The 22,053-nt window shown below is 70.1% G+C and carries 13 protein-coding genes and 1 pseudogene; 8 read left to right on the forward strand and 6 right to left on the reverse strand.

Translation table 11 applies throughout. The features are described 5' to 3' along the window. Positions 1-32: 32 nt before the first annotated feature. The 6 genes and pseudogenes from QK444_RS11005 to QK444_RS11030 form a co-directional block, all read left to right on the forward strand. Positions 33-9,929: pseudogene (locus QK444_RS11005) on the forward strand (amino acid adenylation domain-containing protein); the annotation flags it as partial. After that, positions 9,926-10,900 carry an ATP-binding cassette domain-containing protein gene (locus QK444_RS11010; RefSeq protein ID WP_282779487.1) on the forward strand — a complete coding sequence of 325 codons (975 nt, stop codon included), beginning with the start codon at positions 9,926-9,928 and terminating at the stop codon, positions 10,898-10,900. The pseudogene QK444_RS11005 and the gene QK444_RS11010, both read left to right, overlap by 4 nt. Further along, a complete protein-coding gene (locus tag QK444_RS11015) occupies positions 10,897-11,706 on the forward strand; it encodes an antibiotic transporter (protein ID WP_282779489.1) in 810 nt (269 codons plus the stop codon). The genes QK444_RS11010 and QK444_RS11015 overlap by 4 nt, the downstream gene beginning before the upstream one ends. 1 nt (position 11,707) lies before the next feature. Continuing rightward, positions 11,708-12,526 carry an ABC transporter permease gene (locus QK444_RS11020; RefSeq protein ID WP_282779490.1) on the forward strand — a complete coding sequence of 273 codons (819 nt, stop codon included), beginning with the start codon at positions 11,708-11,710 and terminating at the stop codon, positions 12,524-12,526. A gap of 92 nt (positions 12,527-12,618) precedes the next feature. Further along, positions 12,619-13,131: a peroxynitrite isomerase gene (locus tag QK444_RS11025; protein WP_051037548.1), complete on the forward strand. Its 513-nt coding sequence runs from the start codon at positions 12,619-12,621 to the stop codon at positions 13,129-13,131. 255 nt (positions 13,132-13,386) lie between these two features. Beyond that, complete coding sequence (locus QK444_RS11030) at positions 13,387-13,611, forward strand: hypothetical protein (RefSeq protein ID WP_143982027.1); 225 nt, start codon at positions 13,387-13,389, stop codon at positions 13,609-13,611. Between the two features lie 11 nt (positions 13,612-13,622). On the opposite strand, the gene QK444_RS11035 is transcribed toward QK444_RS11030, so the two are convergent. The 3 genes from QK444_RS11035 to ispG form a co-directional block, all read right to left on the reverse strand. After that, complete coding sequence (locus QK444_RS11035) at positions 13,623-15,413, reverse strand: penicillin-binding transpeptidase domain-containing protein (RefSeq protein WP_282779491.1); 1,791 nt, start codon at positions 15,411-15,413, stop codon at positions 13,623-13,625. Positions 15,414-15,506: 93 nt separating this feature from the next. Beyond that, on the reverse strand, positions 15,507-16,370 hold the full coding sequence (locus tag QK444_RS11040; RefSeq protein WP_244961307.1) for a GNAT family N-acetyltransferase: 864 nt from the start codon (positions 16,368-16,370) through the stop codon (positions 15,507-15,509). Positions 16,371-16,443: 73 nt separating this feature from the next. Then, entirely contained in the window at positions 16,444-17,601 is a 1,158-nt protein-coding gene (ispG, locus tag QK444_RS11045) for a flavodoxin-dependent (E)-4-hydroxy-3-methylbut-2-enyl-diphosphate synthase (RefSeq protein ID WP_029929958.1), read from the reverse strand. A gap of 214 nt (positions 17,602-17,815) precedes the next feature. Here ispG and QK444_RS11050 point away from each other — a divergent pair, with 214 nt between their 5' ends. Then, entirely contained in the window at positions 17,816-18,499 is a 684-nt protein-coding gene (locus tag QK444_RS11050; RefSeq protein WP_282779493.1) for an endonuclease V, read from the forward strand. 10 nt (positions 18,500-18,509) lie between these two features. Here QK444_RS11050 and QK444_RS11055 read toward each other — a convergent pair whose 3' ends face one another. From QK444_RS11055 to dxr, 3 genes are read right to left on the reverse strand one after another with little or no spacing between them, the layout of a single operon-like run. Further along, positions 18,510-19,262, reverse strand: a complete 753-nt coding sequence (locus tag QK444_RS11055; protein WP_282779495.1) for an AAA family ATPase — start codon at positions 19,260-19,262, stop codon at positions 18,510-18,512. A 35-nt stretch (positions 19,263-19,297) separates the two neighbouring features. Next, positions 19,298-20,500 (reverse strand): M50 family metallopeptidase, encoded by a 1,203-nt coding sequence (locus QK444_RS11060; RefSeq protein ID WP_282779496.1) that lies wholly within the window; start codon positions 20,498-20,500, stop codon positions 19,298-19,300. A 20-nt stretch (positions 20,501-20,520) separates the two neighbouring features. After that, positions 20,521-21,660, reverse strand: coding sequence for a 1-deoxy-D-xylulose-5-phosphate reductoisomerase (gene dxr, locus QK444_RS11065; protein ID WP_282779497.1), 1,140 nt, complete (start codon positions 21,658-21,660; stop codon positions 20,521-20,523). Between the two features lie 128 nt (positions 21,661-21,788). On the opposite strand from dxr, the gene QK444_RS11070 reads away from it, so the two are divergent. Next, the coding region (locus QK444_RS11070; protein WP_282779498.1) for a DUF2631 domain-containing protein at positions 21,789-22,053 on the forward strand (265 nt) is incomplete at its 3' end.

Below are 22,053 nucleotides of genomic sequence, written 5' to 3' on the forward strand. Positions count from 1 at the left end.
CCGACTCCGAGGCCGACGACGAGCAAGCCGCGTTGGGGCGGGCCGCCGATCTGCTCGATCCGGCGGCCGGGACGGTGGCGCGGTTCGTGGTCATGGAGCGGGCGGATGACGCGCCGCGGCTGTGGATGGTGCTGCATCATCTGGTGGTCGACGGGGTGTCCTGGCGGATTCTGTTGCCGGATCTGGCGCTGGCGTACGCGGGGGTGCCGTTGCAGCCGGTCGGCACCTCGTTCCGGCGGTGGGCGCACGGGCAGGTGGCCCAGGCCGCCGAGCGGGTCGGGGAACTGCCGCTGTGGCAGCGGATGGCGGCGACGCCGCAGGGCGAGTTGGGGTTGCGGGCGCTCGATCCCGAATTCGACACGACCGCGACCATGGGGCAGGTCGTCACCGTCGTCGACACCGAAACCGCCTCCACCGCATTGGAACTCATACCGGAGCGCTTCCACTGCGGCGTGGACGACGCCCTGCTCACCGCGCTCGCGCTGGCCTGGGCGCGCTGGCGCGACCGCACCGATACGCTGCTCACCCTGGAGGGGCACGGGCGGGAGGATGCCATCCTGCCCGGCGCGGACATCTCCCGCACGGTGGGCTGGTTCACCAGCGTCTACCCGGTGGCCCTGGAACTCGGCGAGATCGATATCGCCGAGGCGTTCGACGGCGGACCCGCGGCGGGCGCGGCACTCAAGGCGGTGAAGGAGCGGCTGCGCACCATACCGGACAAGGGTGTCGGCTTCGGCATGCTGCGCTACCTCACCCCGGAGACGGCGGCCGCGCTCGCGGACGCACCCACCCCGCACCTGAGCTTCAACTACCTGGGACGCACCGGAGCCGGTGGCGAAGGCGCTTGGCTGCCACGGCGTTTCACCGCCACCCAGGACGATCACGCACCGTTGGCCGCCGTGGTCGATGTCAATGCCCTGCACACCGCGGCCGGGCTGGAGGTCACCTGGGCCTACGCCGCGCGCATCCTCACCGACGCCCAGGTGCGCGAACTGGCGGACCTGTGGTCGCAGGCGCTGGCGGCGCTCACCGCGCACGCCCGCGGCGCCGGGGCGGGCGGGCACAGCCCCTCGGACTTCCCGCTGGTCGAGGTGACCCAGGACCGGATCGACGCGTGGGAGCGCGACTACCCCGCGCTCACCGATATCTGGCCGCTGTCACCGCTGCAATACGGGCTGCTGTTCCACGCCCGCTACGACAACGACACCGCCGACGGCTACACGGTGCAGACCCGGCTGTCGCTGGCGGGCCGGGTGGACGCACCCGCCCTGCGCGCCGCCGCCCAGACGCTGCTGGACCGGCACGACGTGCTGCGCGTCGCCTTCGTCGAGACCCCGGACGGGCCCCGGCAGCTGGTGCTCGGCTCCGCCGAGATCGCCTGGCAGGAAATGGATCTCACCCAGCTTCCGGAGTCGACCGATCGCCCACGCGAACTCGAACGCATCGTCGAGGTGGACGCGGGCACCCGTTTCGACCTGACCCGCCCGCCGCTGCTGCGCTTCACCCTGGTGCGCACGGGCGCCGAGGCGTACACGCTGCTCATGACCAACCACCACCTGATCCTGGACGGCTGGTCGACCCCGCTGCTGGTGCGCGAACTGCTCGCCGGATACCTCGCCACCGTCACCGGGCAGCAGGCCGGGCTGCCCACGCCGCACTCCTATCGCGACTTCCTGGGCTGGCTGGCCGAACAGGACGACGACGCCTCACTGGCCGCCTGGCGGGAGGCGCTCGCGGGAGTGGACGGGCCGACCCGCGCGGTGCCCACCCTCGCGGATATCACCTCCACCGAATCCGGCACGGTAGCCGCGGATATCGACGCGCGGGCGCTGACCCGGCTGGAGGACACCGTCCGCGCCGCCGGGGCCACGGTGAACACCGCCGTCCAGGCCGCCTGGGCGCTGCTGCTCGCCATGCTCACCGGCCGCACCGACGTGGTGTTCGGCGGCACCGTCTCCGGACGTCCCCCGCAGCTGAGCGGCGTCGAGGACATGATCGGCCTGTTCATCAACACGCTGCCGGTGCGGGTGCGACTCGACCCGGCCGAACGGGTGGCCGATCTGCTGGCGCGCGTACAGGACGAACAGGCGCGACTGCTGGACCACCAGCACATCGGGCTGGCCGCCCTGCACCAGGCGGTCGGGCTGCCCGAACTGTTCGACACCCTCACCGTCTTCGAGTCCTATCCCATCGACCGCGAAACCCTCTCGCGGGCACTGGATATCGCGGGCATGCGCATCCTGGACGTATCCGGCACCGATGCCACGCCGTATCCGCTGAACCTCATGGTGATTCCGCAGCGCGACCGCGACGGCGCCGAATCCCTGCGCGTCTGCGTGAAGTACCTGGCCGACCAGCTGCCCGAGGCCGGGGCGCGGCGGCTGCTCGACCGCTTCGTCGCCCTGCTCGACCAGATCGCCACCCACCCGCACCGCCGCATCGCCCAGCTCCAGCACTGCGATGCCGCCGAACGCCGGGCACTGCTACCGGTGCGCGGCGGCGATCCGGTGCCCATGCGCACCCTGCCGGACATCCTCGCCGCGGGCGCACGCGTCGACCCGGACGGCATCGCGGTGAGCGCGGGCAGCCTCACCATGTCCTATCGCGACCTGGACGCGTGGTCCAACCGGTTCGCCCGGGTGCTGCTGCGCCGGGGCGTGGGCCGCGAGGTCTTCGTGGTGCTGGCGCTGACCCGCTCGGTGGAATCCGTGGTGGCGGTGTGGGCGCTGGCCAAGACCGGCGCGGCGTTCCTGCCGCTGGACCCCAACTATCCGGTGGAACGCATCGAGCACATCCTCACCGACTCCCGCGCCCCCATCGGCGTGACGGTGTGCGCGGTCGGCGACACCCTGCCCGGTTCCATCGACTGGCTGCTGCTCGACGATCTCAACACCATCCGCCGCGCCATGACGGTCTCCGATGCGCCCGTCACCGACGCCGAACGCGGCGGACCCATCACCCTGGACCAGACCGCGTACCTCATCTACACCTCCGGATCCACCGGCAAGCCCAAGGCGGTGCTGCTGAGCCACCGGGGTCTGGCGAATCTCGTCGCCACCCAGCGGCACTCCCTGGATCTCGACGAAACGGCGAGCGCCCTCCAGGTGGCCTCGCCCAGCTTCGACGCCTCCGTGCACGAACTGCTCATGGCGCACGGTATGGGCGGGCGGCTGGTGCTGTCGCCGCCGGAGGTGTACGGCGGCGGCGAGCTGGAGCGGCTGCTGCGCACCGAGGGCGTCACCCACGCCGTCATCACCCCGTCGGTGCTGGCCACCATGGATCCGCGCGAGCTGCCCGCACTGCGCTGCCTGTCGGTGGCGGGCGAGGCGGTCGGCCCGGAGCTGGTGGCGGCCTGGTCGGCCGACCGGCGCATGGTGAACCTCTACGGCCCCACCGAATTCAGCGTGTGGGCCACTGGTCCGGGCGAACTGCGGGCCGGGGAGCAGATCACCATCGGCGCGCCGGTGCTCGGGGCGGGGGCCATGGTGCTCGACAGCTGGCTGCGTCCGGTGCCCCTCGGTATCACCGGTGAACTGTATCTGTCGGGCCCGCAGCTGGCGCGCGGCTACTTCAACCGCTTCGCGCTCACCGCCTCGCGATTCGTGGCCAATCCGTACGGCGCCCCCGGGGTGCGCATGTACCGCACCGGCGATATGGTGCGCTGGATCGAGGTCAAGGGCCCGCAGGGTCCGGCCCTGGAGCTGGAGTACCTGGGGCGCAGCGACTTCCAGGTGAAGATTCGCGGGCTGCGCATCGAACTCGGTGAGATCGACGCGGTGCTGGCCGCCGACGAGCAGGTGGAATACGCGGCCACCGTGGGACTTCCGGGTCCGACCGGCGACACCGTGCTGGTGTCGTATGTGGTGGCCGCGCCCGAGCTCGAGCGGGCGCTGGACACCGAGGGGCTGCGCACCCGCATCGCGGCGGCCCTGCCCGGCTACATGGTGCCGAGCTACCTCGTCGAACTCGACGACGTCCCGCTCACTCCGGTGGGCAAGCTGGACCGGAACGCCCTGCCCGCACCGGATTTCGCGACGCTCGCGCAGCGGTACCTGGCCCCGCGCACCCCGGTGGAGACCGCGGTGGCGGCCGTCTTCGCGGAGGTGCTGGGCGCCGACCGCGTGAGCATCGACCGTTCCTTCTTCGAACTCGGCGGCAATTCGCTCAGCGCCACCCGGGTGGTGGCACGGGTCAACGCGGCGCTGGGATCCACGGTGGCGCTGCGCGATCTGTTCGACGCGCCAACGGTGGCGCAGCTGTCGGCGCGCGTCGTCCCGGCCGCGGGCACCGCACCCGACCGCCCTGCCCTGGCCCCGCGGCTGCGGCCGGATCGGGTGCCGCTCTCCCCCGCCCAACAGCGCATGTGGGTGCTCAACCGCCTCGATCCCGACTCGGCGGCCTACAACATCGTCGCACCGCTGCGGCTGACCGGGGAACTGGACGTCTCGGCGCTGCGCGCGGCCGTGCACGATGTGATCGGACGGCACGAGACGCTGCGCACCATCTATCCGGCCGACGCCGACGGACCACGTCAGGTGGTGGTGAGCGTGGACAGCGCCGCACCCGAGCTGACCGTGGTCGAGACCGAAGACGGTGCGCCGCTGCGGGATCGGATCGACGAACTCGCCGGGAGCGGATTCGATCTGATCCGCGAGGCCCCCGTGCGGGTGGGCCTGTTCCGGGTGCCGACCGCCCACGTCGTCGTCCTGGTCGTGCACCACATCAGCGCGGATGGCGCGTCCATGGCCCCGCTGGCCGCCGATCTGGTGACCGCCTACCTGTCCCGGATCTCCGGCGCGGACGCCGCGCTGCCCACTCCGCGCGTGCAGTACGCCGATTACGCGCTGTGGCAACGGGATCTGCTCGGAGCAGAGGACGATCCGCAGTCGCTGGCCGGCCGCCAGCTCGGCTACTGGCGTGAGCGGCTGGCCGGGATTCCGGATGTGCTGGAGTTGCCCGCCGACCGCCCGCGACCGGCGGTGCAGAGCATGCGCAGCCGGGACCTGCCGTTCACCCTGGACACCGAGACGCACACCGCGCTCGCGGCGCTGGCGGGCACGACCGAGACCAGTCTGTTCATGGTGGTGCACGCCGCGTTGGCGGTGCTGCTGGCCCGGCTGGCCGGAACCTCCGATGTGGTGATCGGCACCGCTGTCGCCGGTCGCGGGGAGGCGGCCCTCGACGAACTCGTCGGCATGTTCGTGAACACGGTCGCACTGCGGACCCGGGTGGACGCGGACAGCGGCTTCCGGGATTTCCTCACCGAGGTGCGCGACACCGATCTCGATGCCTTCGCCCACGCCGACGTGCCGTTCGAACGCCTCGTCCAGGTGCTGGAGCCCGCGCGGTCCACGGCGCACGCACCGGTGTTCCAGGTATCGCTGTCGGTCCAGAACTTCACCGCGCCGGAACTGGAATTCCCCGGCCTCACCGTCGCCGTCGAACCGGTGCGGCGCGACGGCTCGCAGTTCGACCTCACCGTCGAGTTGCTGGAACGGAAGGCGGAGGGTGAACCGGCCGGAATCGACGGCACGCTGACCTACGCCACCGACCTGTTCGATACGGCCACCGCCGCCCTGCTGGTGTCGCGCTGGCAGCGGGTACTGGCCGCCGTCGTCGCCGACCCGGACATCCGGCTGTCGGACATCGATCTGCTCGACGACACCGAACGCGCGGCCCTGGTGCCGGTGCGCGGCCCGCGAACCGTCGGAATCACCTCCCTCGCACAGGTTCTCGTGGCGACCGCCGCGGCGCACCCGGACCGACCGGCCGTCGTCGCCGACGGCCGCACGCTCACCTATGCGCAGCTGAACGCCGCCTCCGACGCACTGGCCGCCCGGCTCGCCGAACGCGGAGCCGGACCGGAAAAGGTTGTCGCACTGGCGCTGTCACGCGGCGCGGCGCTGCTCACCGCACTCTGGGCCACCGCCAAGGCCGGGGCGGCGTTCCTGCCCGTCGATCCGCGCCACCCCGTGGACCGCATCGAGCACATGCTCGCCGACTCCGGGTGCGCGCTCGGCCTCACCACCACCGCGCACCGGCCGCTGCTGCCCGCCGCCACCACCTGGCTGCTGCTGGACGCCCCGACCGACGACCCCACCCCGAACGGGGGCGAATACCTCGCGGCGACGCATCCCGACAATCCCGCCTGGCTCATCTACACCTCGGGCTCGACCGGCACACCGAAGGGCGTCTCGGTCTCACACCGCGGTATCGCGGACCTGGTGGCCGCCCAGCGCGAACTGCTCGACCTGGACGAACACGCCCGCGTACTCCAGGTGGCCTCACCAAGTTTCGACGCCTCCGCCTTCGAGGCGCTGATGGCCTTCGGATTCGGCGGCGCCGCGGTGGTCGCCGCACCGGAGACCTTCGGCGGGACGGCGCTGGCCGAACTCATCGCCGCCGAACGGGTGACGCACCTGGTGATCACGCCGTCCGCGCTGGCCACCATGGACCCGGAGGCGGTGACGACGGTGCGGGTGCTGGCCGTGGCCGGGGAGGCGATCAGCGCCGAACTGGTGGAGCGCTGGACGCCCGGACGCACCCTGGTGAACCTGTACGGTCCGACCGAATTCACCATCTGGGCAACGGCTTCCGAACCGCTGCGGGTGGACGCTCCGGTCACCATCGGCCGACCGATCCGCGGCGCGGGCACCCTGGTGCTCGACGACCGGCTGCGCCCGGTGCCGCTCGGGGTGGCCGGTGAGCTGTATCTCGCCGGGCCGGCCCTGGCGCGCGGCTATCACGCCCGGCCCGGGCTGACCGCGCAGCGGTTCGTGGCCGACCCGTACGGCGCGCCGGGTGACCGCCTGTACCGGACCGGCGATCTGGTGCGCTGGGTCGGCTCCGCCGCGGCGCCGCGGCTGGAGTATCTGGGCCGCACCGACTTCCAGGTGAAGGTGCGCGGCCAGCGCATCGAACTCGGCGAGATCGACACCGTACTGGGACGTGCCACGGGTGTGGAATTCGCGGTGACACTGGGCGTTCCGGGTCCCGGCGGGGCCACCGCCCTGGCCGCCTACCTCCTGCCCACCCCGGGCGCGGACCTCGATGTGGCCGCGCTGCGCGCGCACGCCGCCGACGCCCTACCCAGCTACATGGTGCCCTCGGCCTTCGTCCTCCTCGACCACGTGCCGCTCACCGCCGTCGGCAAGCTCGACCGAAAAGCCCTGCCGCCCCCGGTGTTCGAGGCGGAGACGGAGTACCGGGCGCCCGGCACGCCCACCGAGGCGGCGCTGGCCGGGGTCGTGGCCGAACTGCTGGGCCGGGAACGGGTCGGCGTGCACGATTCGTTCTTCGCCCTCGGCGGTGACAGCATCCTCGCCATCCAACTGGTGTCGCGGGCCCGGCTGCACGGACTGGAACTCACCCCGCTACAGGTGTTCGAACACCGCACCGTGGCCGCGCTGGCCGAGATCGCCGACGCCGCCGACACGGCGGTCGTGCTGGCCGAGCTGCCCGGCGGCGGGGTCGGCGACATGCCGCTCACCCCGATCGTGCGGTGGATGACCGAACGCGGCGGCAGTTTCCACCGCTTCGCCCAGACCGCCGTGCTGGAACTGCCGGTCGGCATCACCCGGACACAGCTCGTCGCCACGGTATCGGCCGCGGTGGACCGCCACGACATGCTGCGGGCGCGACTGGAACGCGACGGGGACGACTGGCGGCTGTCCACCCGCGAGCCGGGCGCGGTCGATGTCGACGCGCTGGTGCACCGCATCGAGTTCGGCGCCGCCGCCGATTCGGTCGAGCTGCGCGAATACGCGGTCACCGAGGTGGATGCCGCCCTCGACCGGCTCGATCCGGCGGCGGGCCGCGTGCTGCAACTGGTCTGGCTGGACCCCGACGCTCCGGAACGGGCGGGACGACTCATCGTGGTCGCCCACCACCTCGTGATCGACGGGGTGTCCTGGCGCATTCTGGTCCCCGACCTGATGGCGGCCTGGGCGCAGATATCGGGCGGGGCCACCCCCGTACTGGCCGAACCGGGCACCTCCATGCGCCGCTGGGCGCACGCACTCGCCGAGGAGGCCCGCGGCGGCGACCGGGTCGCCGAACTCGACCACTGGCGCACCGTCGCGGCCACCCCCGACCCGCCGCCGGGTGGACGTGAACTCGACCCGGCCGTCGACCGTGTGGACAGCGTGCGCGCGGTCGAGATCGAACTACCGGAACCGACCACCACCGCCCTGCTCACCACCCTGCCCGGACTGTTCGACGGGAGCGTGGAGGACGCGCTGATCGCAGCCTTGACGCTGGCGGTGCTGCGATGGCGTTCCGGTGAGTCTGCCGCGGGAGATCGGGCACGGCCATCGTCCGACGAGCGGAAGGAGGCAAGCCGCACGGCCGGAGCACAGGACGTGAGCCGCGCCGACCGCCGCACAGTGAGCCAGGCCGAGTGGCCACGCGGGACCGACCATGCGACGACCGCCAGCACGGACCCGACCGCGCCGAACCACCCCGCGGCGGCTGTCTCCTGCGCGCCGGAGCACTCCGTCCTCATCCGTATGGAAGGCCATGGGCGGCAGCAGGAGATCGTGCCGGGGGCGGACCTGTCCCGCACCGTCGGCTGGTTCACCAGCGTCTATCCGCTGCGGCTGGAGCTGCCGGGCATCGACATCGACGATGCCCGCACCGGTGGACCCGCCCTGGGCGCGGCCATTCGCGCGGTCAAGCATCAGTTGCTGGCCGTCCCGGACAAGGGCGTGGGCTACGGCCTGCTGCGCTACCTGAATCCCGATATCGCACAACATCTTCCGCATCGGGTTCCCGGCCGCATCGGCTTCAACTACCTGGGCCGCTACGCCGCCGCGGATATCCCGGCCGGGCTGGAGGGGCTCGGCTGGCTGCCCACCGACGAATTCGGGGACCTGCACGCCACCGAGGATCCCGGGGTCGCCGTCACGGCCGAGCTCGAGATCAATGCCGTGGTGGCCGGCGACCGGTTGCAGGCCAGCTTCTCTTATCCCGAATCACTGTTGGACAGAAGTGAAGTCGCGACGCTGGCGCGACTGTGGAGCGAAGCGCTCACGGCCGCCGCCACCTTCGCGGACACTCCGGCGGCCCGGGAAGCGGCGGCGGCCGAGAGGCATTACCTCGCCGAGCTGGCGGCCGAAGCCGCTGCTGACCAAGCCGATTCGACACCCGGGCTGGGACTCGACGTGGTGCTGCCCATCCGGCCCGGCGGCAGCGAACCGGCGCTGTTCTGCATCCACCCCTCCTCGGGTATCGCCTGGACCTACCTCGGGCTGGCCGACGCCCTGGCCCCCGGGCGGCCCATCTACGGACTCCAGGCCCCCGACCTGTCCGGGGAGCCCGCCGCCGCCGACATCGACGACTTCGCGCGCCGCTACGTGCGCGAGATCCGCCGCCTGCAACCGGAGGGTCCGTACCACCTGCTCGGCTGGTCCTTCGGCGGGCTCATCGCGCACGCCGTCGCCACCCGCCTCCAGCAGGAGGGCGCGGAACTCGGCGTACTGGCCCTGCTCGACGCCGACACCGCCGATATCGACGGCGACAGCATCGAAAAACTCAGCGCCGGAGCGTTCATCGCCACCTTCGGCCACGTCTTCGGCATGACCGATATCCCGGCCGAGGCCAGCGCCGAACAGGCGGCGGAGCTGATCCGTGACCGCATGGGCGGGGTGAACCTGGTCGACGCCGCCACCCTGGAGCGGATGGCGGCCTCCTACAATGCCTCCGCCCGCACCCGCACGGGCTACCGGCGACCCGTATTCCACGGCGACGCACTGTATTTCCACGCCACCGTGGACACCTCGGAGATCTTCGGACCCGATGGCTGGCGACCGCACATCACCGGCGACATCACCCGCGTGGACATCGAGGTCAGCCACGACGAACTCACCACCCCGGAAGCGTTGGCGACCGTCGCCCGCGTCCTCGACCAACATATGGGAGGCAGGCCATGAGCAGCGGCGGAGTCGTCGTCGAAGGCGTCGAGAAATCGTTCGGCAGCGTCCGGGCCCTGCGCGGCATCGACTTCGAGGCCGCGCCCGGCGAGGTGCTCGGCATCCTCGGACCCAATGGCGCGGGCAAGACCACCACGGTGAACATCCTGTCCACCCTCATCGCCCCCGATGCCGGACGGGCCGTGGTCGCCGGACACGATGTGGTGGCCGAGGCCGCCGCCGTGCGCCGGGGCATCATGCTCACCGGACAGTTCGCCGCCCTGGACGACGCCCTCACCGGCTACGAGAACCTGGTCATGTTCGGGCGGCTCATGGGCTTGCGCAAACGCGCCGCCCGCGTCCGCGCCGACGAACTGATCGGCGAATTCGACCTCACCGCGGCCGCCGGTCGCCGCGTCGGCACCTACTCCGGCGGTATGCGCCGGCGCATCGACATCGCCTGCGGGCTGGTGGTGCGGCCCGAGGTGGTCTTCCTCGACGAACCCACCACCGGACTGGATCCCCGCAGCCGCCAAGGGGTCTGGGATCTCGTCGGCGGCTTCCGCAAACACGGCATCACCACCCTGCTCACCACGCAGTACCTGGAGGAGGCCGACGCCCTCTGCGACCGCATCATCGTCATCGACCACGGCGTGGTCATCGCCGACGGCACCGCCGACGAACTCAAATCCCGCACCGGCGGCAGCTACTGCGAGATCGTGCCGCTGCGCTTGGAGGATCTCGCGGCCATCGTCAACGCACTCGACAGCCTGGTGCCCGCGTCGAGTCGCCAAGCCCTGACCGGCGATTCGGACCGACTGGCCATTCCGGCCCCGGACGGCGCGAAAACCCTCGCCGAGGCGCTGCGCCGACTCGACGGCGCGGGTATCGAACTGGTGGACATCGCGCTGCGCCGCCCCTCGCTCGACGACGTATTCCTCAATCTCACCGGACATCTCGCCGAGGCCGACACCGCGGAGGCCCGATCGTGACCGCCGTCAGCAGCGTCCGCGCCACCCCCGCCACCCTCCAGCAGTGGTGGGTGCTGAGCGTGCGGCTCATCGTGCCCGCCGTCAAGAGCGGCGACATCCTGAACATGGTGTTCGCGCCGATCGTGTTCACCATCAGTTTCTATATTCCGCTCAACCGCCTGATGTCCTTCGCGGGCACCGGATTCAGCAGCTACGCACAGTTCATGGCCCCGATCGTGATCCTGCAGGCCGGATCCTTCGCCGCCATCTCGGCCGCCTTCCGCGCCGCCACCGACGCGGTGTCCGGACTCGACCGGCGCTTCGACGCCATGCCCATGCACCCGCTGGTCCCCACCGCGGCACGCATGTCCGGCAATATCTTCCGCCTGCTCGTCGCCCTGACCGCGGCGCTGATCGCGACCCATGCCATCGGCTTCCGCTTCCACGGCGGGCCGCTGCACACGGTCGGCTTCCTGGCGCTGGGCCTGCTCATCGGCATCGCCTTCTGCTTCGGCGCGGATGTCATCGGCACCGCCGCCAAGAGTCCCGAGGCCACCACCCAACTGCTGGTGCTGCCGCCGCTGATTCTCGGCATGCTCTCCACCGGCCTGGCCCCGGCCGACCAGTTCCCGGACTGGGTGGAACCGTTCGTGCGCAATCAGCCGGTCTCGCAGTGGGCGTACGGGCTGCGCGCCCTCGGCGGCGACAGCCTGGGCAATGCCGGTGCGGTGACCTGGTCGGTCATGGGCCCGCCGCTGCTCTGGGCGCTGGCCATCATCGCGGTCTCGCTCGTCTGCACCGTTCGGCTCAACACGCGGAGGTCGTGACATGGCCATCTCCATGCCGGAACCCACGACCATCGCCCCCGAGGCCGAGGGCTCCCCCGTCGCGCTGGTGCGCCACACCTGGATTCAGGTGCAGCGGCTGCTGTTGCGCTGGCTGCGCGATCCGGTGACGCTGCTGGAAACACTCATCATCCCGTGCCTGCTGCTGCTCATGCTCGACATCGTGGTGGGCAGCCAGATCGAGAAGTTCACCGGCAGCAGCGCCCTCTACGGCTCGGTGCCGATGGTCGCGCTGGTCGGTGCGCTGTCGGGCACCATCGCCAGCGGCGTCATGCTCGGGCGGGAACGCAATGCCGGGCTGCTCGCCCGCTTCTGGGTGCTGCCCGTGCACCGCGCCTCCGGCCTGGCCGCCCGCATCATCGCCGAGGGCTGCCGCATCTTCGGCGGCACCGTGGTGATCATCGGCTTCGGGATGGCGCTGGGCTTCCGGTTCCATCAGGGGCCCCTCGCCACGCTGGCGTTCTTCGCGCTGCCGGTGCTGTTCGGGCTGGCCTTCGCCACCCTGGTCATCGCCATCGCCGTCTTCACCGCCAAGGCCACGCTGGTGGAGAGCATCACCATCATCACCTCGCTGCTCATGTTCTTCAGCACCGGCTTCGTCCCACTGCCCGCCTATCCGGAGTGGATTCAACCGGTGGTGCGCAACCAGCCCATGTCGGTCGCCGTCGACACCATGCGCGCCCTCGCCGAGGGCGGGCCGCTCGCCCGGCCGCTCACCCTCACCCTGATCTGGTCGATGAGCGCGATCGCGCTGTTCGCGGTGCCCGCCGCCATCGGCTACCGGCGGGCCAGCCGCCGCTGACCCGCGAACGCCGCCCCGCCCATCCAGACCCCTTGCGCGAATAACTTCCGCCGACGCGCGTCGAGATCACTCGGTCGCCGGTCGGGCGCACTATGCTGACCGCCGTGCTCGATCCCCAGACCCCTGTCGCGCCCCATCCGGATATCGCCCATCTCGCCCCGCTGCTGGGCACCTGGCGCGGCGGCGGACACGGCGAGTACCCGACCATCGACTCGTTCGATTATCTGGAGGAAGTGCACTTCGGCCATGTCGGCCGCCCGTTCCTCACCTACCGGCAGCGCACCCGCGCCGCCGACGGCAGCCGGCCCCTGCACGCCGAAACCGGCTACCTGCGGCCCAACGGGCCCGATCGCATCGAACTCATCCTGGCCCACCCGACCGGGATCACCGAGATCTGCGAGGGCAGCCTGGTCGCCGACGGCGACGGCCTGCGCATGGAACTGGACTCGACCAGCATCGGACGCAGCAGCACCGCCAAATCGGTGACGGCGCTCGGCCGCTCGCTGGCGCTGTCGGGCGACACCCTGGACTACACGCTGCGCATGGCGGCGGTCGGACAGCCGCTGCAACACCATCTCGCCGCGACGCTGCGTCGCGACAACTGAGACGCGACACCTGAGACGCGAGTCGAGCGATCCTCGCGGTTCGGACGAAATTTTCCGAACCTACTTTTAGGTATGTGACCTGCATCACCACATGTGGACGGGTGTGCGGGAGCGCACTCATGGGTTGTGCCGTCAATGAGAGCGATCTAACGTTTTGTTTCGGCGGCAAACAGTCAGCCAATCCTAAAGCAGTACCGGTTTACCGAAACAGACCGTTCGGGTCTCCTCACTCGCCCCACATCCAGGGAGTAGGACATGCAACGTTCGGCTTTTCTGCTCATCACCACGGTGGGGATCATCCTCGCCGGAACCGGAGCCAGCGAGCTACTCGGTGACGAATCCAGTCCCGCGCCCGCGGTGCGCAACCTGTCCCAGCAACAGCCCGTCGTGCTCGAGGCCGACGGGGGCGTGGTGCGACCCGCCGCCTGCGTGAAGCTCGCCTCGGGCCGATATTCCATTCAGACGCAGTCCACCCGCTGATCGCTCCCGGGTCAATAACCCGGTGGCAGCGCTGTCAGCATCTCCCTGGTTACCGCCACGGCATTGTCCGAGCTGCCCGCTTCGACGAGCAGCGTCGCCCAGGCCATATCCCCGCGGTAACCGATGAACCACGAATGTGAGCCGCCCTCCACCTCGGCCTCACCCGTCTTCCCGTACACCTCACCCTGATCGGCGATGCGTTCCGCGGTACCGCCCGTCACCACCTGGCGCATCATCCGCCGCAATCCCGCCACCACCTCCGGATCGATGGGAGGCCGCTGCCCGTCGACGGTGGTCTTGCTCCCGGAGATCAGATACGGCACCGGGGCCGAACCGTGCGCGATGGTGGCGGCCGCGAGGGCCATGCCGAACGGGCTCACCACCACCTTGCCCTGGCCGATGCCGTCCTCCGCGCGCTGCACCAGGTCCTGCGACTCCGGCACCTGACCGGAGATCGTCGGCAGGCCGACCACCGTGTAGTCCGGTCCGATACCCAGCTGCGCCGCCGCCGACCGCAGGGCGTCGGCGGGCAGGCGGCTGGCCAGCTTGGCGAAGGAGGTGTTGCAGGAGCGCTCGTAGGCGGTGGCCATGGGCACATCACCGACGGTGAAGAGGTTGTAGTTCGGAATGGTGCGCTCGCCGATGATGATTCGGCTCGGACAGGGCAGCACGGTATCGGGCGTCGCCAGCCCGGTGTTCATGGCCGCGGCGGCAGTGACCGTCTTGAAGGTCGAACCGGGCGGATAGAAACCGGAGGTGGCCACCGGACCGTCCCGATCGGCCTCCCGGTTCTGCGCCACCGCGAGAATCGCACCGGTGGACGGCTGCAACACCACCATCATGGCCTGCTCCCGGCGCGCGTCCACGGCATGCTGCGCGGCGAGCTGCACGAAACGGTCCAGACTCAGCGAGAAGGACGGCGCGGGCTGCGGACGCACCTCGGTGAGCAGGCCGGTGTCCACGCCATTGCGGTTGCGGGTGACCACACTCCACCCCGCCCGGCCGTCCACATCGTCGATAATGCTCTTGCGCACCTGAGAGAGCAGGTCGGGGGCGAAATCGCGATCGGTGGCGACCATATCCCACTGCCGGGACACCGTGACCCCGGGCAGACCGAGCAGATTCGCGCCCACCAGGTTGTACTCCCATTCGGTGAGCACCTCGACCGGGTACACCCCGCCGTCGGCCTTGCGCGCCGCCTTCAGAATCCCGTCGCCGGTGAGTTTGGGCAGGATCGGATTCAGCGCGGCGGCAATGGCATCGGCGACGTAGGCGGGATCGCGGGCCTGCGCCGGGGTGAAGACGATGCGGTGCACGGTGCCCGGGATCAGCACGTCGCTGCCGGAGCGTTCGTTCACGCGGGCCTGCGGGGCGGGGATGGAGCGCAGTTCCAGGGTCTGGGTATCGCCCAGGCGCGGATGGATATTCGACGAGGTCCAGCGCACCGTCCAGCGGCCCTCGCTGCGGCCCAGCTGCAACTGGCCGTCGTAGGTCCAGATGCGGTCGCGGGGCAGCCGCCACGCGTAGCTGTAGTCGACGGTGGCGGTGTCACCGGAGACGCGGGTGTCGCCGGTGGTCACCTCGAGCCCCTCGGCCTGTAGCTTCTCCCAGGCGGAAGCCAATGCCGGACCGGCCTTTTCGGGCAGGTTGGTGAGTTCGGCGGCGGCGGTCACATCGTGGCGGGCGAAGGCGTCGAAGAACGCCTCGGCGGTGGTCACCGGACGCTGTCGGGCGGTGGAGCATCCGACCGCGGCGAGCGTCACCGCCGCGGCGACGAGCAGGGTCAGCAGTCGCGTCGACATCGGCACCGAGGGTAGAGGCAACCACCCGCAAACCGGCGGTGACACACTGCACGCGAACGGATTTCGCCGGACACGTCACACCGCGGCGCGCGGTCAGTCCAGCAGCACTGTCGCGAATGTAGCGATTTGCCGGAATCCGACGGTGGCGTAGGCGCGCCGAGCGACCTCGTTGTAGCAGTTCACGTACAGGCTCGCGGTCCGCCCCGAGGCCACCACCGCATTGGCCACCGCCGCCGTCCCCGCGGTGCCCACCCCCGCGCCCCGCCGCTCCGGATGCACCCAGACACCCTGGATCTGGCCGGTGCGCCGGGACAGCGAACCCACCTCGGCCTTGTAGACCACCTCACCGTCCTCGAAACGCGCCCACGCCCGTCCGGATTCGATGAGACCGGCGACGCGGCGGCGATAGCTGCGGCCGCCGTCCCCCGCGCGCGGATCGACCCCGATCTCCTCGGTGAACATGGCGATGGCGGCCACCAGGTAGCGGTCCAGCTCCTCGGGTCGCACCCGCCGCACCCGTAGATCCGGCGCGGCGCTCGCGGTGCGATCCAGGGCCAGCAGCGGCTGTTCGGCGCGCAGCTCCCGCGCTGGACCCCAGCGCTGCGCCAGCAACTCCCACAGCGGCAGCGCCAGCTCCCGGCGGCCCACGATGGATGAACAGATGCGGGGGCCGCGGACCGCACGGTCGGCGAAGGCCCGCAGATCATCGGGGGCGCCGCGCAGCGGCACGAGATTCGCCCCGGAGAAGCACAGCGAATTCCCGGGTCCGCCGCGGCTCCACAGCTCCCCGTAGCCACCCCGGGTATCCAGGCCGTATTCCTGGAGCCGGGCAGCTACCATGCAGCTCGCCACCGGATCGGTGTCGAGCACGCGCAATACCTGCGTCAGATCGCGGTTTGCGAGTTGACGGACACCGGAGACCTTGGTCCGGCGAGTCGGCTCCAGCACACTCCGCACGTTCACAGCCTGCCACGAGTTGTGAAAATGCGCCCCACGTATGCCGAAAGCCTCAGCGTCTGCCCAGGTCCGCTCAGCTGACGCTGACCACCGGCTCGCCCGCACCGGCGGCATCGCCCATCTGCTCGGCCAACCGCATGGCCTCCTCGATGAGCGTTTCGACGATGAGGTGTTCGGGCACCGTCTTGATGACCTCGCCCTTGACGAAGATCTGCCCCTTGCCATTGCCGGAGGCCACACCCAGATCGGCCTCGCGGGCCTCACCCGGGCCGTTGACGACGCAGCCCATGACGGCCACGCGCAGCGGCACCTCCATCCCCTCGAGCCCGGCGGTGACCTCGTTGGCCAGGGTGTAGACGTCCACCTGCGCGCGACCGCAGGACGGACAGGACACGATCTCGAGCTTGCGGGGGCGCAGGTTCAGCGATTGCAGGATCTGGTTGCCGACCTTCACCTCCTCCACCGGCGGGGCGGACAGGGAGACGCGGATGGTGTCCCCGATGCCCTGGGATAGCAGTGCGCCGAAAGCGGTGGCGGACTTGATGGTGCCCTGGAAGGCTGGACCGGCCTCGGTCACGCCCAGGTGCAGCGGGTAGTCGCACTGTGCGGCCAGCTGGCGGTACGCCTCCACCATGATCACCGGGTCGTTGTGCTTGACCGAGATCTTGATGTCGCCGAAGCCGTGCTCCTCGAACAGGCTCGCCTCCCACAGCGCCGACTCCACCAGCGCTTCCGGGGTGGCCTTGCCGTACTTGGCCATCATGCGCTTGTCGAGCGAGCCCGCGTTCACGCCGATGCGGATGGGGATGCCGGCGGCTCCTGCCGCCGCCGCGACCTCCTTGACGCGGCCGTCGAACTCCTTGATGTTGCCGGGGTTCACACGCACCGCGGCACAGCCCGCGTCGATGGCGGCGAAAATGTACTTCGGCTGGAAGTGGATATCGGCGATAACCGGAATGGGGGACTTCTTCGCGATGGCGGCGAGGGCGTCGGCGTCCTCCTGCCGCGGGCATGCCACGCGCACGATATCGCAGCCGGACGCGGTCAGCTCCGCGATCTGCTGCAGGGTGGCATTGACGTCATGGGTCCGTGTGGTGGTCATGGACTGCACCGAGACGGGGAATTCGCTACCCACCCCCACTTTGCCCACCATCAGCTGGCGGGTCTTGCGCCGGGGTGCGAGGGTCGCCGCCGGTGCGGACGGCATCCCCAATGCGATGGCACTGCTCACGATCGGCTGCCTACTTTCGTGTTGCGATCTTGTCCTCACCCGTTCCGGTTCCGAGTCTAACGACGTCGGGTTACCGGCCGCCCTGTGACAGCGGCGACAAGCGTAGCCTGCGCCGACGCCTGCCCTGGAAGCGGTGTTGCCCTGCGGTCACTTGCAGCCGCATACAGTAAGTATTCGATTCTCGAGGGCGAAAGGTAACCCGGCGGAAGTGAAAGTGCAGATTCCTGATTCGTGGCCGGTCACCCCGGATGAGGCCATCGCCGTCCAAGACCGTCTCCGGCCGCTGGTGATCACGGAAAACCCTGCGCCGCCGCACTTCCGGACGATCGCCGGACTCGACTCCGCCTACGACGACGACGGCAATGTGGTGGCCGTCGCGGTGGTCCTGGACGCCGCCACCCTGGAGACCGTCGACACCGCCACCGCCATCGGGACCACCGATTTCCCCTATGTCCCGGGCCTGTTGGCCTTCCGCGAACTCCCCACCACCCTCGCCGCCCTCGAAAAGCTCTCCACCACACCGGATCTGATCGTCTGCGATAGCCAGGGCCTAGCCCACCCCCGCCGCTTCGGCCTGGCCTGCCACCTGGGCCTGCTGGTGGGCCTGCCCACCATCGGGGTGGCCAAGAACGCCTGGGGCGACTACGCCGAACCCGCCCCCGAACGCGGCGGTGCCGGCGAGATCACCATCGACCGCGAACCGGTCGGCCGCGCCCTGCGCACCCGCACCGGCGTCAAACCGGTCTTCGTCTCGGTCGGTCACCGCATCGACCTGGACACCGCCTGCGCCCAGGTGCTGGCGCTCACCCCCGAGTTCCGGCAACCCGAGACCACCCGCCGCGCCGACCGCCTCTGCCGCCGCCTGCTGCGCGAGCTCTCGACCTCCGAAACAGCGTGAGCGCCCCGGCCTATCGCGGCTTCAGCAGGTGCTCGAGATAGCGCTCCGGGGCGGCGAGAAAGTCCCTGGTCATGCGCACCGGCAGCGCATCGTCGTAGCCGACGGTCTCGATGCCGCCGGCCTCGTCCAATTCGTAGATGGTGGCGCCGGGCAGCGCCAGCAGAATCGGCGAATGGGTCGCCACCACGATCTGACATCGCTGCGCGACCAGGTCCGACAGCAGCGCCAGTACGGCCAGGCAGCCCCGCGGCGACAGCGCCGCCTCCGGCTCGTCCAGCAGATAGAGCCCGTCGGGGTGGAATCGGTGGGTGATGAGGTCGACGAACGATTCGCCGTGCGAGCGCTCGTGCGGTGATCTGCCGCCCATGACCGCGAGCTGCTCCGGCCCCAGCCGTTCGGTTTCGGTGGCCACGTTGTAGTACGACTCGGCGCGCAGGAAGAACCTGCTGCGCGGTTTGCGGGTGCCCCACCGCAGCACCAGGTGGTCGCCGAGTTCCGACTCCGACGCACGAGTGGCGAACAGGTAGTTCTGGCTGCCGCCCTCCGCGTTCATCCCGGCCGCGACCGCGATGGCCTCGATCAGCGTCGACTTGCCGCTGCCGTTCTCGCCGACGAGAAAGGTCACCGTCGGTGACAGCGCCAGCGCGCCGACCCGATCGAGATGCCGCACCACCGGCAGATCGAAGGGGTACCCCGCCGGCCGCGGCGTCGGAGCCGGTACCACCTCGCGGATGAAACCGCCCGCTTCGAATCCGCTGCGCACACCCGATGGTAACCAGCCCGACCCGTCGGCTTCCGCTACGGGAACAGCGTGATCGGATTGACGATGTCGGCGGCCAGCGTGAGCAGCATGTACGCGCCGCCGAGTACCACCACCACATAGGTGGCGGGCATGAGCTTCAGGTAGTCGACCGGTGCGCCGTCGGGCAGGCCGCGGCGATTGCGGAAGAGGTTGCGGATCTTCTCGTAGACGACCACCGCCATGTGTCCGCCGTCGAGCGGCAGCAGCGGCAGCAGGTTGAAGACGCCGAGGAAGAAGTTCAGGCTGGCCAGCACCAGGATGAACATGCCCCAGTAGCCGCGTTCGGCGGTCTCACCGCCGATGCGGCTGGCGCCGTAGACGCTGACCGGGGTCTCCGGATCGCGCTCGCCGCCGCTGACGGCATCCACCAGGGCGCCGACCTTGGCGGGCAGTTTGGCCAGCGATTCCACGGTTTTCACACCGAGTTCGCCGGTGAAGGCCGCGGCGGCGGGGAAAGCGCCGGGCAGGCTGTACTCGACCGGCGGGCCCGCGGTGGCCTGGCCGACGCCGACCTTCGAGACGGTCTCGGACCGGCCGTCCTTGTCGTATACCGTCACCCGCTCCGGGGTGATGGGAATGGTGAGGGTCCGACCGTCCCGCTCGACCGTGTAGGTGAACTCACCGGTCTGCTTCTCGGTCAGGGCGCGGAAGTCGTTCCAGGTGTCGACGGGGGTGCCGTCGACCGCGGTGACCAGGTCGCCGGGCTGCAATCCGGCGCGCTGGGCGGGGCCGTCGCCGGTGCACTCCTGGCGCGTGCCGTCGGGCGCGTAGCTCGCCACACAGCCCATCGCACCCAACTGGGTCTCCGGCGGCTGCGTCAGATGCGGTAGTCCCCAACCCACCGCCAGCACCACGATGAGGATGTAGCCGAGCAGGAAGTTCATCATGATGCCGCCGGACATGACGAACAGGCGCTTCCAGGTGGCCTGCCGGTACATGGCCCGATCCAGATCCTCCGGCTCCAGCTCGTCGAGGGCGGTCATGCCCGCGATATCGCAGAAACCGCCCAGGGGCAGCGCCTTCAGGCCGTACTCGGTCTCGCCGCGGCGGAAGGAGAACACCTTGGGGCCGAAGCCGATGAAGTAGCGCCGCACCTTCATCCCGGTGGCCTGCGCCGCCCACATGTGGCCGCATTCGTGCAGGGCAACCGAGAAGGTGATACCGAGCGCGAACAGTGCGAAGCCGATCGCGAACACCATGCGGTCTCGAATCCTCCTACCTAGTTGCGCACGAAGGCGCGGGCACAGTCACGCGCCCACGTATCCGCCGCGAGCACCTCGTCCAAGGTACTGGGTTCCGCGGACCAGCGGTCGGCGGACTCGACGACCCGCGCCACCGTGCGCACGATGTCGGGGAATCGGATCACGCCGTCGAGGAACGCCTGTACCGCGATCTCGTTGGCGGCGTTGTAGACCGCGGTCACGCAGCCGCCCGCCCTACCCGCCCGGCGGGCGAGTTCGACCGCCGGGAACACCGTATTGTCCACCGGCTCGAAGGTCCAGGTCGCCGCCTGGGAGAAATCGCAGGCCGTCGCCGCGCCCGGCACCCGGTCGGGCCAGCCCAGTGCCAGCGCGATGGGCAGCCGCATGTCCGGCGGACTGGCCTGGGCCAGGGTGGAGCCGTCGGTGAAGGTGACCATGGAGTGCACGATGGACTGCGGGTGCACGGTCACGTCGATGCGGTCGTAGTCGATGCCGAACAGCAGATGCGTCTCGATGAGTTCGAGCCCCTTGTTGACCAGGCTCGCCGAATTCAGGGTGTTCATCAGCCCCATGGACCAGGTCGGATGCGCCTTGGCCGCGGCGGGATCGACCGATTCCAGCATCTCGGTGGTCCAGCCGCGGAAGGGACCGCCGGAGGCCGTGAGCACCAGCCGCTCCACCTCCTCGGCCCGGCCGCCGCGCAGGCACTGGGCCAGGGCGGAATGCTCCGAGTCGACCGGCACGATCTGTCCGGGCGCGGCCGCGCGAGTGACCAGCGAGCCACCCGCCACCAGGGATTCCTTATTGGCCAGGGCCAGCCGTCGACCCGATTCGAGGGTGGCGAGGGTCGGCTCCAGCCCGAGCGAGCCGACCAGCGCGTTGAGCACCACATCGGCGTCGGTATCGCGCACCAGTTGCGCCGCCGCGTGCGGACCGGCCAGCGGCACACCGAGTTTCGCGGCGGCCTCGGGATCGGCGACCGCCACGTTTCCGGTACCGGTGGCGGCGATCTGGCTCGCCAGCAGTTCGGTATTGCCGCCGCGCGCGGCCAGGCCCACCACTTCGAATCGATCCGGATTGGCGGCGATCACCTCGAGCGCCTGTGTGCCAATGGAACCGGTGCTGCCCAGCAGCAGGACTTTCACAACGTCGGACACGCGTACATTGTCTCCCGAATCGAATCCGGCCGATCCCCCGGCCGCGTCACCGCCACCCTGCTGGCTACGACGCATGGTCGTATGCCACCATATTGGCCAGCAATCAATCGAGCCATCAAGGAGCGAAAGTGGCCGCCACGGAACTGGAACCCACCCACAGCGCCGGTGTCGTCACCAAGGTCGATCCGGCCGAGGTTCCTTCCGCCGCCTGGGGTTGGAGCGGTGAGTCGAAGCGCACCTTCCGCATCGCGGGCTGGGTGGTCGTCGTGATTCTGCTCGGCATGCTGTTCGAGGGCCCGCAGGGCGCCTCCTCCGGTTCGGGCAATGTCGGTTACCTGTTCACCATCGGCTTCGCCGCGCTGCTCGCGTTCGTGCTGATTCGCGACTCGATCA

The sequence above is a fragment of the Nocardia sp. CC201C genome, from assembly GCF_030010695.1.
Taxonomy (GTDB): Bacteria; Actinomycetota; Actinomycetes; order Mycobacteriales; family Mycobacteriaceae; genus Nocardia; species Nocardia otitidiscaviarum.